Annotated in this window: 8 protein-coding genes; 6 read left to right on the top strand and 2 right to left on the bottom strand. The window is 64.4% G+C overall.

Going from position 1 to position 14,568, the window contains the following annotated elements; genetic code table 11:
* The first annotated feature begins 79 nt into the window (after positions 1-79).
* From D3227_RS01505 to gyrB, 3 genes are all read left to right on the top strand, one after another.
* A complete protein-coding gene (locus D3227_RS01505) occupies positions 80-649 on the top strand; it encodes an NADPH-dependent FMN reductase (RefSeq protein WP_120011914.1) in 570 nt (189 codons plus the stop codon).
* 87 nt (positions 650-736) lie between these two features.
* Complete coding sequence (locus D3227_RS01500; RefSeq protein WP_120011913.1) at positions 737-3,355, top strand: caspase family protein; 2,619 nt, start codon at positions 737-739, stop codon at positions 3,353-3,355.
* A 161-nt stretch (positions 3,356-3,516) separates the two neighbouring features.
* The gene (gene gyrB / locus D3227_RS01495) at positions 3,517-5,988 is read left to right on the top strand and encodes a DNA topoisomerase (ATP-hydrolyzing) subunit B (RefSeq protein WP_120011912.1); all 2,472 of its coding nucleotides are present in this window, start codon (positions 3,517-3,519) and stop codon (positions 5,986-5,988) included.
* Between the two features lie 42 nt (positions 5,989-6,030).
* On the opposite strand, the gene D3227_RS01490 is transcribed toward gyrB, so the two are convergent.
* A complete protein-coding gene (locus D3227_RS01490; RefSeq protein ID WP_120011911.1) occupies positions 6,031-7,800 on the bottom strand; it encodes a hydantoinase B/oxoprolinase family protein in 1,770 nt (589 codons plus the stop codon).
* Between the two features lies 1 nt (position 7,801).
* A complete protein-coding gene (locus tag D3227_RS01485) occupies positions 7,802-9,874 on the bottom strand; it encodes a hydantoinase/oxoprolinase family protein (protein ID WP_120011910.1) in 2,073 nt (690 codons plus the stop codon).
* A 210-nt stretch (positions 9,875-10,084) separates the two neighbouring features.
* On the opposite strand from D3227_RS01485, the gene D3227_RS01480 reads away from it, so the two are divergent.
* From D3227_RS01480 to D3227_RS01470, 3 genes are all read left to right on the top strand, one after another.
* Positions 10,085-10,912, top strand: coding sequence for a ferredoxin--NADP reductase (locus tag D3227_RS01480; protein WP_120011909.1), 828 nt, complete (start codon positions 10,085-10,087; stop codon positions 10,910-10,912).
* Between the two features lie 165 nt (positions 10,913-11,077).
* Positions 11,078-12,127: a deoxyribose-phosphate aldolase gene (gene deoC / locus D3227_RS01475; protein ID WP_120011908.1), complete on the top strand. Its 1,050-nt coding sequence runs from the start codon at positions 11,078-11,080 to the stop codon at positions 12,125-12,127.
* Positions 12,128-12,174: 47 nt separating this feature from the next.
* Complete coding sequence (locus D3227_RS01470; RefSeq protein ID WP_120011907.1) at positions 12,175-14,547, top strand: aldehyde dehydrogenase family protein; 2,373 nt, start codon at positions 12,175-12,177, stop codon at positions 14,545-14,547.
* The last annotated feature ends 21 nt before the right edge of the window (positions 14,548-14,568 follow it).

The following is a 14,568-nucleotide window of genomic DNA, read 5'->3' as shown; positions in this document are numbered from 1 at the left end:
CCGCCTTGCAGCGCGTGGCTTAGGTGGCGGTCACCAACAGATACCGCCACTCCCAATCCCGCCATTCCAGGAGCCCGCCTTGAAACACCGGTTGAACGTCATCATCGGCAGCACGCGACCGGGCCGCACCGGGCCGGTTTTCGCCAAGTGGCTGGATGGCTTTGCGCGCGAGCACGGCAAGTTCGAGCCCGTCCTGACCGACATCGCCGCGTTCAACCTGCCGCTGCTGGACGAGCCGCACCATCCGAAGCTCGCCAAATATGAGAAGGATCACACCAAGGCCTGGTCGAAGGCGATCGACGCCGCCGACGCCTTCGTCTTCGTGGCGCCGGAGTACAATTATTTCGTGGCACCCGCGATCGTCAACGCGGTCGACTATCTCTCTCGCGAGTGGAAATACAAACCCGCCGCCATCTTCAGCTATGGCGGCGTCTCCGGTGGTCTGCGCGCGGCGCAAGCGGTCAAGCCGCTGCTGACTTCGGTCGGCGTGATGCCGATCCCCGAGGGCGTGGCGCTGCATGCCTATCAGAAGCTGCTCGATGAGGATGGCGCTTTCGAGCCCAGCGAGCAGGTGCTTGGCGGCACCAGGACCATGCTCGACGAGTTGTTGCGCTGGAGCCAGGCGCTGAAGCCGATGCGTGCCGGCTAAGCCCCATTTGCCGGCAGAACAACCCGGCTTGTTCACGCCATAAAGAAATGAAATGCTCCGCCATTGACCGGGCCGGGGCGGTTCGACTTGCGATTTCTGTTTGCGCTATTGCTGATCCTGTCGACGGTCGCCGCCGCCATGGCGGAGCGGCGCGTGGCGCTGATCGTCGCCGATGACGACTACCGTCTGATCCGGCCGCTGGCCAATCCCGTCAATGACGGCGAGGCGATGGAGGCTGCGCTGAAGAAGCTCGGCTTCGAGGTTGTGCTCGAGACCAACCGGGATCTGCGCCGCATGCGCCGCGCGCTCGACGATTTTCGCGAGGATGCCAGGGGCGCCGACGTGGCGCTGGTGTATTTCTCCGGCCATGGCGTCGAAATCTCCGGCGACAACCGGCTGCTGCCGGTCGATGCCGACGCCTCTTCGCTCGATGCGCTGAAAAGGACCAGCCTGCCGCTGGAAGAGGTGCGCGATGCCGTCGCCGCTACGGCCAAGGTCGGGCTGATCGTGCTCGATGCCTGCCGCAGCGATCCGTTCACGGCAAGCGCCGGCGAAGGCCGTGGCGCGACATCGCTGGCCAAGGATGTCTCGGACAAGGTCCGGCCCGGTCTCGGCCGTATCGGGAAGGCGGAAAATACCCTGTTTGCCTTTTCCGCCGCGCCCGGCGAGACGGCCGCCGACGGCTCGGGCCAGAACTCGCCCTTCACCGCGGCGCTGGCGAAATATCTCGGCACCGACGGGCTCGAAATCCGCTCGGTGCTGACACTGGTGCAGCAGGAGGTCTACGACCTGACGCGCGGCAAACAGCTTCCCTATATCGAGAGCGGTCTGCCGCAACTGTTCTTTGCCACATCCACCAGGGAGCAGTTGCCGGAGCGCGAACGGCTGCTGCTGGCCATGGCCGAGGTGACACCACAAATGCGCGGCGAAGTCGAGCAGATCGCCAGCGATGCCGACATGCCGCTGGCGCCGCTCTACGGCGCGCTGATCAGCGCCGATACCAGCCAGCTTTCGGCGGAAAGCCTGAACGCCAGGTTGCGCGAGGCGGCCGACGCCTTCGTCAAGGTGCGCAGCGAAATGAAGGTTCTCGGCGCCAGCGATCCGCAGGTGAGCGCGTTGCGCCAGCAGGCGCAAGAGCAGCTTTCGCTCGGCGCTTTCGACGCCGCGCGGGCAAAACTCGCCGAGGCTGCCGGCATCGACAGCGTGTCGCGCAAGGCGCTGAAGGCCAACTTCGCCAGTCGCACTCTGTCCGAAGCCGCGACGCTCTTTCTGTCGGGCGGTGCGGCCCGCGCCGACCTCAACTATGCCGCCGCCATCAAGGATTACGAGGCGGTGCTGACGCTCTATGGCGAGGCCGGGCCGTCGGCGCTCGAGCCTGACGATTTCGACCGCCAGATCCGCACCCAGGACGAACTGGGCAAACTCTACACCACCGTTGGCAACATCACCGCCGCCGGTCGCGCCTTCGAGGCGCTGCGGGCCAATCTCGAACAGAGGTCGCGGCAGGAAACCGACCCGGGCGTGCGGCGCGATCTCGCCATCAGCCACACCAAGCTCGGCAACATCAGGATGGCGCAAGGCGATCTGCCGGCTGCTTTGCAGAATTACCAGGCGGCGCGCGCGATGCTGCACGAGTTGGCCTCGGCCGAACCGGGCCGCCTGGAATGGTTCGGCGATCTGGCCATGAACGACGATAAGATCGGCGACGTGCTGGTGACGAACGGCGATCTGGCCGGCGCCTCACAAGTCTACCAGGAAAGCCTGTCGATCAAGAAGGTGCTCGCCGCCAACGAGCCGGAGCGCGCCGAGCTGCAGCGTGACCTGACCATCTCCTATGACGAGATTGCCCGTCTTGCGCGTGCCGCGGGACAGCTGGACAATGCGCAGGCGGCCTTTGAAGAAAGCCTGAAGATCCGCCTCGCCTTGGCCGCGAAGGCGCCTGACGACGCGCAAAGGCAGCGCGACGTCTCGGTCAGTCACGACACGATCGGCGACCTGAAGCGCGAGCGCGGCGACGCCGCCGGCGCGCTTGTCGCCTACCGCGAAGGCCTGGTGATCGTCGAAGGGCTGCTCAGCCGCGACCCCGATAACACCGAGCTGAAGCGCGATCTGTCGGTCGGCAACACCAAGATCGGCAACGCGCTCAAGGATCAGGAGGATTGGCCGGCTGCGCTTGCAGCCTATCAACAAGGGCTGGCGCAGGCTCGCCAGCTCGCGGACGGCGACCCCGAAAACACGGAGTGGCAGCGCGATCTCTCGGTCAGCGTCGAAAAGGTCGCCGGCGTGCTTGCCATCCAGGGCGACCGCAAGGGCGCGCTCAAGCTGTATCTCGACAGTTTCGTCATCGTCGACAGGCTGGCGAAGCTCGACCCGGCCAATTTTGACTGGCAGCGCGACCTGTCGATAACGCTGTCGGAGATAGGCATGCTCAAGGTCAAGCAGCGCGACATCAAGGGTGCGCGGCAGGCATTCGAGGATTGCCTGGACATCCGCCAGCAGCTTGCCAGATCCGACCCCGACAACGCCACCTGGCAGCGCGATCTGGTGGTTGCGATGATCGACTACGCCCAGGTCGCCAAGAACCCGAAGGCGGTTCTTTCCGAGGCGCTGGACATCACACTGGAACTCGACCGCAGCGGCCGGCTGGCGCCGCGCTACAAGTTCATGATCAAGTTTCTCAAGGATCGATTGGCCCGCGTGAAATAGGCCTGACCGAAGCCGGTCGTTGATAGCCGGCTCTTCCGCCCCAGAAATGCTCGCAAACCTTGGAAAAACCGCCTTTTGCGCCTATATCTAGGACATCAAAACGGCGCGATTCGGAGCCAATTTCCGGCACCGGGACAGCGCCATCAATCAGACAGGTTTTCATGAGCGATCAGACTGAAAGCGCCAATGGCGCGGAAGCCGAGTACGGCGCCGATTCCATCAAGGTTTTGAAGGGGTTGGATGCCGTCCGCAAGCGGCCGGGCATGTATATCGGCGACACCGATGACGGCTCGGGACTGCATCACATGGTCTACGAGGTGGTCGACAACGCCATCGACGAGGCGCTGGCGGGCCATGCCGACCTCGTCACAGTGACGCTCAATCCCGACGGATCGGTCACCGTCATCGATAATGGCCGCGGCATTCCGACCGATATCCACACCGGCGAAGGCATTTCGGCGGCCGAAGTGATCATGACGCAGCTGCATGCCGGCGGCAAATTCGACCAGAATTCCTACAAGGTGTCGGGCGGCCTGCACGGCGTCGGCGTCTCGGTGGTCAACGCGCTGTCGGCCTGGCTGAAACTCAGGATCCGCCGCAACGGCCAGATCTTCGAGATGAGCTTCACCCATGGCAATGCCGACGCGCCGCTGAAGGTCACCGGCAGCTACGAGCAGAACAAGGCCGCCGGCACCTATGACGGACGCAGCGGCAGCGAGATCACTTTCTTCCCGTCGTCCGAGACCTTCACCATGGTCGAGTTCGACTACGGCACGCTGGAGCACCGGCTACGCGAGCTGGCCTTCCTGAACTCCGGCGTGCGTATCGTCCTGACCGATGCCCGCCATGCCGACATCGTGCGCCACGAACTGCACTATGACGGAGGACTGGAGGAGTTCGTCAAATATCTCGACCGCGTGAAGAAACCGCTGATCGACAAGCCGATCGCCATCAAGGCCGAGCGCGACGGCATCACCGTCGAGGTGGCGATGTGGTGGAACGACAGCTACCACGAGAACGTGCTGGCCTTCACCAACAACATCCCGCAACGCGATGGTGGCACGCATCTGGCCGGCTTCCGCGGTGCGCTGACGCGCCAGATCACCGGCTATGGCGAATCCTCCGGCCAGACCAAGAAGGAGAAGGTTTCGCTGATCGGCGATGATTGCCGCGAAGGGTTGACAGCGGTGCTGTCGGTCAAGGTTCCGGACCCGAAATTCTCCTCGCAGACCAAGGACAAGCTGGTCTCGTCCGAGGTTCGCCCGGTGGTGGAAGGGCTGGTCAACGAGGCCCTGGGCACTTGGCTGGAAGAACACCCGACCGAGGGCAAAGTGGTGATCGAGAAGGTGATCCAGGCCGCCGCGGCGCGCGAAGCGGCGCGCAAGGCGCGCGACATCACCCGCAAGAGCTCGCTTGGCGTCACCTCGCTGCCCGGCAAGCTGGCGGACTGCCAGGAACGCGACCCGGCGAAGTCGGAAATCTTCATCGTCGAGGGCGACTCGGCCGGCGGCTCGGCCAAAGGCGGCCGTTCGCGCCAGAACCAGGCCATCCTGCCCCTGCGCGGCAAGATCCTCAATGTCGAGCGGGCGCGTTTCGACCGCATGCTCGGTTCCGACATGATCGGCACGCTGATCACCGCGCTCGGCACTTCGATCGGCAAGGACGAGTTTAACGCCGACAAATTGCGCTACCACAAGATCATCCTGATGACCGACGCCGACGTCGACGGCGCCCACATCCGTACCTTGCTGCTCACCTTCTTCTTCCGGCAGATGCCGGAGCTGATCGAGCGCGGGCATCTCTACATTGCCCAGCCGCCGCTCTACAAAGTGACGCGCGGCAAGAGCTCGCAATATATCAAGGATGAAGGCGCGTTCGAAGAGTTCCTGATTGGTTCAGGGCTGGAGGAGGCGTCGCTTTCGCTGGGTTCCGGCGAGGTGCGGGCGGGACAGGATCTGCGCAGCGCTATCGACGACGCGCTGGCGGTGCGGCAGCTGATCAATGGCCTGCATACGCGCTACAATCGTGGCGTGGTCGAGCAGGCGGCGATCGCCGGCGCGCTCAATCCGGATGTGCTTGGCGATCTTGGCCGTGCCAATGCAATGGCCGACCGCGTCGCCAAGCGCCTCGACATCATCGCCGAGGACACGGAGCGCGGCTGGACCGGCCGTATGTCGACCTCGAACGAAGGCGTCGGCGGCTATGTGTTCGAGCGCACGGTGCGCAGCGTCAAGGAATTCGCACAGCTCGATCTCGGGCTGATCAATTCGGCCGACGCCCGCCAGCTCGATCGCTATGCGCCGCGCCTGACCGAAGTCTACGGCGCGCCGCCGGTGCTGCGCCGCAAGGATGTTTCCGAGACCATTTCGGGACCGCTGGCGCTGCTCAACGCGGTGTTCGCGACCGGCCGCAAGGGCCTGACCATGCAGCGCTATAAGGGCCTTGGCGAGATGAACGCCGAACAGCTCTGGGAAACCACGCTCGACCCGAATGTGCGCTCGCTGCTGCAGGTCAAGGTCAATGACGCCACCGACGCGGACAGCCTGTTCTCGCGGCTGATGGGCGACGAGGTCGAGCCCCGGCGCGAGTTCATCCAGGACAATGCACTGTCGGTTGCCAATCTGGATATTTGAAGCCGGCTTAGATTCACGCCTTGATGGCGCCATTCTGTTTCATCAGGGCGTGAATGAGTTGGAGAGGTTTTGGCCGGCGCGCCGCTTCTCGGTTGCCACCCGATCTACAGTCAGCCCGTCCGCCGCCAAGGTGACGCCGAACTTATCACTGGCCTCCTTGGACGTGTAATAGCCGAGCGCCACATCTCTCAGCACCAGATCCGCCTCGCGCTGGAGCGGATCGCCATAGCCGCCACCGCCGGGCGTGCCGACGCGGACGCGGTCGCCGGCCTTGAGCGCGATATCCTGCTCCTTGGAGAGATGCGGCGGGACATGTGCCTCGCCGCCACGGAACACTGTCACCGTGTTGGGCGCGCCGTCCTTGCCGCCAAGCGCGCCTTGCGGGCCGAAGCGGCCGTGGTCCATGACGAAGGAGGCGCGGGCGTCACCGCGCAAAATCTCGACCTCATAGGCGAGCCCAAAACCGCCGCGCTGCTTGCCGGCACCACCGGAGCCTTCGCGCAAGGCGTAGTGCCGATAGAGCACCGGAAAAGCCTGCTCCATGATCTCGACCGGCGGCGATTTGGAAATGCCGATGGTCGAGCAGCCATTGGTCAGGCCGTCATGGCCGGCATTGCCGCCATAGCCGCCGCCGGAGATCTGGTACATGACGTAATCGCGCCCGCGCACCGGGTCGTTGCCGCCAAGCGCGAAATTGCCGCTGGAGCCAGCCGGAGCCGCCGTCACCTTGTCCGGCAGCGCCTGCACCATGGCCGCGAACACTGCCTCGGCAATGCGCTGCGAAACCTCGGCCGCGCAGCCCGACACCGGACGCGGATATTTGGCGTCGAGGAAAGTGCCCTCCGGCCGCTTGACGATGAGGGGTTCGAAGGCGCCGGCGCTGATCGGCACGTCCGGGAAAATATGACGCATGGCGAGATAGACTGACGACAAGGTCGTCGCCAAGACACTGTTCATCGGCCCGGCGCAGGGCTTTGATGAGCCGGCAAAGTCGAAAGTCAGCGTGTCGCCCTGCTTCTCGACGGCGAGCGCGATGGTCAGCGGCTCGTTCACCACTCCGTCGGAATCGACGAAGGCTTTTGAACGGTAGGTGCCGTCGGGTATGGCGGCGATGTTGGCGCGCATCTGCTCGGCGGCGCGGCGGCGCAGTTCGGCGATCGCCTCGACAACCGTTTCATCGCCGTAACGATCGAGGATTCCGTTGAGCCGGTCCTGCCCGATCAGCAGTGCCGCGGCCTGCGCCCGTATATCGCCGATGCGCTGGTCAGCGACGCGGATGTTGGAACAGATGATGGCGTAGATCTCCGTGTCGAGCACGCCCTTCTTGAACAGTTTTACCGGGGGCAGCCGCAGCCCTTCCTGCTCGACGGCGGTTGCCGAGGCCGAGAAGCCGCCCGGCACCGAACCGCCAATGTCGGGCCAGTGGCCGGTGTTCGACAGCCAGCAGAAGATCTTTCCGCCCCTGTAGACCGGCATGGCGAAGCGGACATCCATCAGATGCGTGCCGCCGAGATAGGGGTCGTTGACGATGTAGATGTCGCCAGGCTCCGGCGGCAGGCAGCGGCCGTCGGCAATCATCTCGATCACCGTTTTGGTCGAATATTGCATCACCCCGACGAACACCGGCAGGCCCTGCGAGCCTTGCGCGATCAGCGAACCGTCGAGCGCCGAATAGATGCCGTCGGAGCGGTCGTTGGCTTCGGCGATGACGGGCGAAAAGGCGGCACGCGAGAAGGTCAGGTCCATCTCGTCACAGACCTGCTGCAGGGCTGCCTGGAGCACCGAAAGCGTGATGGTGTCGAGCTTTGCCATATCAGGCCTCACCGATGTCGATGATGATGTTACCGTCGGCGTCCGAACGCGCCCTGTCGCCGGGTTCGAGCACCGTGGTGGCGTCCATCTGCTCTAGGATCGCCGGACCTTCTATCACTGCATCGAGCGGCAGTTTTTCGCGTGCGTAGACAGGCGTGTCGTGCCAGGCGCCGGCATACCAGACCGGCCGGATTTCGCGCCGTGCCTCGTCGAGTGTTTTTACGCGTCCGGCCGGGTCGATCAGGCGAGAAAGATCGATTGCTGGCCTGACACCGGTCACCGAAGTGTTGAGGTTGACAAGATTGGCGCGGATCTCCGGCAGTTCGACCTTGAAGCGGGCGAAATAAGCCTTTTCGAACAGAAGCTGCAGCATTTCACGTGTGACCGAAGACGACGGCAGCGACACATTGATGATGTGGGTCTGGCCGACGAACTGCATGTCGGCGGAGTGGGTGACGCGGATCGTCTCCGGCTTCACGGCTTCCTTGCCGATCAGCTCCTCGCCTTCGTTCCGGTGCCGTTCCAATATTCCGTGAAGCTGGCTTTCATCGAGGCCGGACACCGGCTGGTTGACGGTGTTGACGAAGTCGTGCCGGAGATCGGCGACCACGCAGCCGAGCGCATTGGTGATACCGGGCCGCGCCGGTACCAGTACCTTGGGCAGGCCAAGCTCGCGCGCCAGTGCTGTCGCATGCAGCGGCCCGGCGCCGCCAAAGGCGAACAGCGCAAAATCGCGCGGATCGTGACCGCGCGACACCGAGACCATGCGGATAGCGCCGGCCATCTTCATGTTGCCGAGCCTGAGCACTGCGCCCGCCGCTTCGACACCGGAGAGCGCGGTGGCCTTGCCGATCCGGTCCTCGAAGATGCCGGTAACGCGCTCGACAGTTACCGGGTTTTCGACCGCCAGCAATTTCTTCGGCGCCAGCCGCCCTAGCACCAGGTTGGCGTCGGTGATGGTCGGCTCGCTGCCGCCGCGCCCGTAGCAGATCGGGCCAGGATTGGCGCCGGCACTTTCCGGGCCGATCTGGATCAGGCCCGCCGCATCGACGCGGGCGATCGAGCCGCCGCCGGCACCGACCGTGTGCACCGCCACCATTGGCACATGGATCGGCATCGCATATTCGATCTCGATCTCGTTCGACACCGCCGGCTCCGCATTGCGGATCAGCGCCACGTCGGTCGACGTGCCGCCCATGTCGTAGGTGACGAGGTTTTCGAAGCCGGCACGCTTGCCCGTATAGGCGGCGGCGATGACGCCGGAGGCCGGCCCCGACATGACGGTCTTTGCCGATTCACGGGTAACGAAACGGGCCGAGATCATGCCACCATTGCCGTTCATAATCAAAAAATCGCGGGCGTAGCCTTTCGTCCCAAGCTCCTTGCGCAGCCTCTCGACATAGCGCTCGAGGATCGGCTGCACCGAGGCATTGACCGAGGCCGTCACCCCGCGTTCGAACTCGCGCGCTTCCGACAGCAGCGCATGTCCCGTGGTGATGAAGCCGTTCGGCCAGAGTTCGGCGGCGATCTCGGCGGCGCGACGCTCATGTCCGGGATTGGCATAGGAATGCAGGAAGTGGATGACGAGGGATTCGCAGCCGGCCTCGATCAGCTGTGAGACGGCCGTGCGCATCTCGGCTTCGTCGAGCGGAACGCGAACCGCGCCAGAGGCCTCCACCCGCTCCGACACTTCGAGCCTGAGATTGCGCGGAATGACCGGCACGAAAGTTCCTGTCATGCCATAGGGCTGCGGCCGGGTGCGCCGGCCGAGCTCGATCACGTCGCGAAAGCCGCGCGTGGTGATCATGCCGGTTTTCGCCAGCCGGCGCTCCAACACGGCGTTGGTCGTGGTAGTCGTGCCGTGCACGATGAGGTCGATGCCGTCGATGGGAAATCCGGTGGCGCCAAGTGCTGAAACCACGCCGAAAGCCTGGTTGTCGACCGTGGTCGGTGTCTTGGCAATATGCACCCGGCCGCCGTCTTTGCCGTCGATCAAAAGCAGGTCGGTAAAGGTTCCGCCAACATCGATGCCGGCGACGACATTGCCCGGCAACGCCGAAAAATTCTCTTTCATTGTCGAAACCCGAAATGCCCGGACTACGGATATGTCTCAGTTTGGAAAGGTGTTTTACGCTGGTCTCTTGACGCAAATATCATTTGTATACTAATAAATTCGGGACACAAGAGCTTACCGCTTCGCAGTGTGCAAAGGGCACGCCGGAACCTGACTGGTTCGGGCGCGCAGGAGAGAGTTTGGCCTCGGCGTCCTAGAAGGTTCGGTTTGATGAACACCACATCCGCGTTCAATATCGCTGGCGCCCGGCCGCTGCAGTTTCCGATTCCGGCCAATGTCTATGCCGAAACGGTCGTCTCGGTGAAGCACTACACCGACCGCCTGTTCTCGTTCCGCATCACCCGGCCGCAGTCGCTGCGCTTCCGCTCCGGCGAGTTTGTCATGATTGGCCTGCCCAATGCCGAGAAGCCGGTGTACCGCGCCTATTCGGTCGCCAGCCCGTCCTGGGACGACGAACTAGAATTTTTCTCGATCAAGGTGCCGGACGGCCCGCTGACCTCCGAGTTGCAGAAGATCCAGGTCGGCGACACCGTCATCATGCGCCAGAAGTCGACCGGCACGCTGGTGCTCGACGCGCTGACCCCGGCAAAGCGGCTGTTCATGATCTCGACCGGCACCGGCATCGCGCCCTTCGCCAGCCTGCTGCGCGATCCCGACACCTATGAGAAGTTCGAACAGGTCATCCTGACCCATACCTGCCGCGACAACGCCGAGCTGGTTTACGGCCAGGAACTGGTGGCGGCACTTGAGAACGACCCGCTGATCGGCGACCTGACCGGCGGCCGCGTCACCCTCTACAATTCGACGACGCGCGAAGAGTCGGCGCGCATGGGCCGCATCACCGCGCTGATCGGCTCCGGCAAGTTTTATTCCGACCTAGGCATCGACAAGCTCAACCCCGAGACCGACCGCATCATGATCTGCGGCTCGATGCACATGCTGAAGGACGTCAAGGAACTGGCCGAAAGCCTGGGCTTCGAGGAAGGCTCGCTGCATCATCCGTCGAGCTTCGTCGTCGAGCGCGCCTTCGTCGGTTGAGACGTCGCGACGCTTCGGCGTCAGTCTCCGAACGCGTTTTTTGACCGCACGGTCAAAAATCTGCTGCTTTCGCTGCCTTTTTCAGCTATGAGCCGCTTGAGGACTCGTGAAGCGCACCTTCACGGGCTATCTTCGGCGCACGCCGCTGAATGAAGAGGGCAGGAGATGAGCAGCACTATCCGTGAAGCCGACACCGGCGCGTCCAAGGTCACGCCGCTGCCGGCGCGCACCGCCGCCAACACGCCCGTACTGCCGGACCATGCCATTGCCCGCAATCCCGGCATGCGGCTCGATCTCGGCTTCATGGAATCGGTGCGCAGCGTCAACCGCTCGGCGCTGGAGCGCCGCGTCGCCAGCCTGACCAAGCGGCGCTCGATCAAGGCCGACAACCAGGCGGCCTGGCTGCTGCGCGCCGTCGCCTGCATGGACCTGACGACGCTGAATTCCAATGACACCGAGGAACGCGTGCGCCGGCTCTGCGCCAAGGCGATCAATCCGTTTCGCCGCGACATCGTCGAAGGCCTGGGCATAGCGGGCGAGACCATCCGCCCGGCGGCGGTCTGCGTCTATCATCCCTTCGTCGCCACCGCCGTCGACGCGGTGCGCGGCACCGGCATCCATGTCGCCGCCGTTTCGACCGCCTTTCCGCACGGTCTCGCGCCGCTTTCGACGCGCCTGCAAGAGATCGAAGCCTCGGTCCGTGACGGCGCCGACGAGATCGACGTCGTCATCCCGCGCGGCCTGGTGTTCGGGGCGAAATGGCAGGAACTCTACAACGAGATCGTTTCGATGCGCGAGGCCTGCGGCGAGGCGCATCTCAAGGTCATTCTCGGCACCGGCGATCTCGCCACGCTGCGCAACGTCATGCTGGCCTCGATGGTGGCGATGATGGCGGGCGCGGATTTCATCAAGACCTCGACCGGCAAGGAAAGCGTCAACGCGACGCTGCCGGTGGGCCTGGCGATGGTGCGCGCCATCCGCGCCTATTTCGAGGAAACCGGCTATCTCATCGGCTTCAAGCCGGCCGGCGGCATTTCCACCGCCAAGGTTTCGCTCGACTGGCTGGTGCTGATGAAGGAAGAGCTGGGCCGGCCATGGCTGGAGCCCGACCTGTTCCGCTTCGGCGCCTCGAGCTTGCTGACCGACATCGAGCGCCAGCTTGAACACCATCTGACCGGCCATTACTCGGCCAACCATCGCCACGCGATGGCTTGAGCGCTACACCGCGCCGCACAAAAACCTCCTCCTAGCGGAGACGCCCGATGAACATTCTCGAACGCTATCACGCCATGGATTACGGCCCGGCGCCGGAGGCCCGCAACGAGGCGGATGCCTGGCTTGCCGCGCGAGATTTCGGCAAGGCGCTGTTCATCGGCGGCGTGTGGAAGGCGGCGGGCAGCGGCAAGACCTTCGATACCAGTGATCCCTCCTCCGGCAAGCTGCTGGCCAAGGTGTCCGATGCCGGTGCTGCCGATATCGACGCCGCGGTTTTGGCCGCCGCCAAGGCCCTGCCGAAATGGAGTGCTACTTCCGGCTACAGCCGAGCCAAGGTTCTCTATGCCATCGGCCGCGCCATGCAGCGCCATCAGCGCCTGTTCGCGGTGCTGGAATCGATCGACAACGGCAAGCCGATCCGCGAAAGCCGCGACATCGACGTGCCGCTGGCCATCCGCCATTTCATCCACCATGCCGGCTGGGCGCAGGCGCTGGACAAGGATTTCCCCGAGCATAAGGGCGTCGGCGTCGTCGGCCAGATCATCCCGTGGAACTTCCCGCTGCTGATGTTGGCCTGGAAGATCGCGCCGGCACTCTCCGCCGGCTGCACGGTGGTGCTGAAGCCGGCCGAGTTCACCCCGCTCACCGCCATCCTGTTCGCCGAAATCTGCGAGCGCGCCGGCGTGCCCAAGGGCGTCGTCAACATCGTCCAGGGCGGGCCGGAGGCCGGTGCGGCCATCGTCAACCATCCAGGCATCCAGAAGATCGCCTTCACCGGCTCGTCCGAGGTTGGCAAGATCATCCGGAAAGCCACGGCAGGATCGGGCAAGAAACTGTCACTGGAGCTCGGCGGCAAGTCGGCCTTCGTCGTCTTCGAGGATGCCGATCTCGACAGCGCCGTCGAGGGACTGGTCGACGGCATCTGGTTCAACCAGGGCCAGGTCTGCTGCGCCGGCTCGCGCCTTCTGGTGCAGGAAGGCATCGCCGACGCCTTGATCGCCAAGGTCAAGACCAGGATGGGCCGGCTGCGCGTCGGCAGCCCGCTCGACAAGAACACCGATATCGGCCCGCTGGTCGACATGACCCAGCTCGAGCGCGTCAAGAGACTGGTCGCGGAAGGGGCAAAGCAGGGCGCAGTCTGCTGGCAGCCGGACGCCGCACTGCCGGCCTCCGGCTGTTACCATTTGCCGACGCTCGCGACTGGTGTTTCTCCGGCTAACATCCTGGCGCAGGAGGAGGTGTTCGGCCCGGTGCTGGCCACCATGACCTTCCGCAACACCGAGGAAGCGATCGAGCTCGCCAACAACACACGTTACGGCCTGGCGGCCTCGGTGTGGAGCGAGAACGTCAACCTTGCCCTGCATGTCGCACCGCAGTTGAAGGCCGGCGTCGTCTGGGTCAACGGCACCAACATGTTCGATGCCGCCTGCGGCTTCGGCGGCTATCGCGAGAGCGGCTTCGGCCGCGAAGGCGGCCGCGAGGGCATGTTCGAATATCTGTCTGTGAAACTGCCGCTCGGCCCTGTGATCAAACCGGCGACTTCTTCCGTGCAGCCTGTCGAGCAATCGGAAGGCGACGCCATCGACCGCACGGCAAAGCTGTTCATCGGCGGCAAGCAGGTCCGGCCGGACGGCAACTATTCGCTTGGCATTGCCACCGCCAAGGGCAAGCTTGCCGGCGAGGTCGGTCTCGGCAACCGCAAGGACATCCGCGATGCCGTCACTGCTGCCCGCGCCTGCAAGGGCTGGCCGGAAGCGACCGCCTACAATCGCAGCCAGGTGCTCTATTACCTGGCCGAGAACCTGTCCGGCCGTGCCGATGAATTCGTCGCCCGCCTCACGGAGCTTACCGGCACCGCCGCCAAGGACGCGCGTGCAGAGGTCGAGCTGTCGATCGAGCGACTGTTCCTTTATGCCGGCCTCGCCGACAAGTTCGAGGGCCGTGTGCACCAGCCGCCTGCCCGCGCCGTGACTTTGGCGCTGCATGAGCCGGTCGGCGTCATGGGCATTGTCGCGCCCGACAGCGCGCCGCTACTCGGCCTGATCTCGCTGGTTGCTCCGGCGCTCGCCATGGCCAACACGGTGGTGGCGGTGCCTTCGGAAAGATATCCGCTGCTTGCCACCGATCTCTATCAAATCATCGAATATTCCGACGTTCCGGCCGGCGCCATCAACATCGTCACCGGCCGCAGCGCCGAGCTTGCCGGCGTGCTGGCCAAGCACGACGATGTCGACGGGCTCTGGGTGTTCGCCGATGCCGAGACCTGCGCCAAGGCGGAAGCCGACTCGATCGGCAACCTCAAGCGCGTCTGGACCGGCAATGGCCGCAGCCTCGACTGGACGTCGAGCGACGCCGCGGGAGACGCCTTCTTGCGCCGTGCCGTCGAGGTCAAGAACGTCTGGGTGCCCTACGGCGACTGACAGTCCGCGCAAACGGCCAGC

The sequence above is a fragment of the Mesorhizobium waimense genome (assembly GCF_003601975.1).
Lineage (GTDB): Bacteria > Pseudomonadota > Alphaproteobacteria > Rhizobiales > Rhizobiaceae > Mesorhizobium > Mesorhizobium waimense.
Note: the sequence above shows the minus strand (reverse complement) of the source record. Positions and strands in the feature narration are given on the sequence as shown.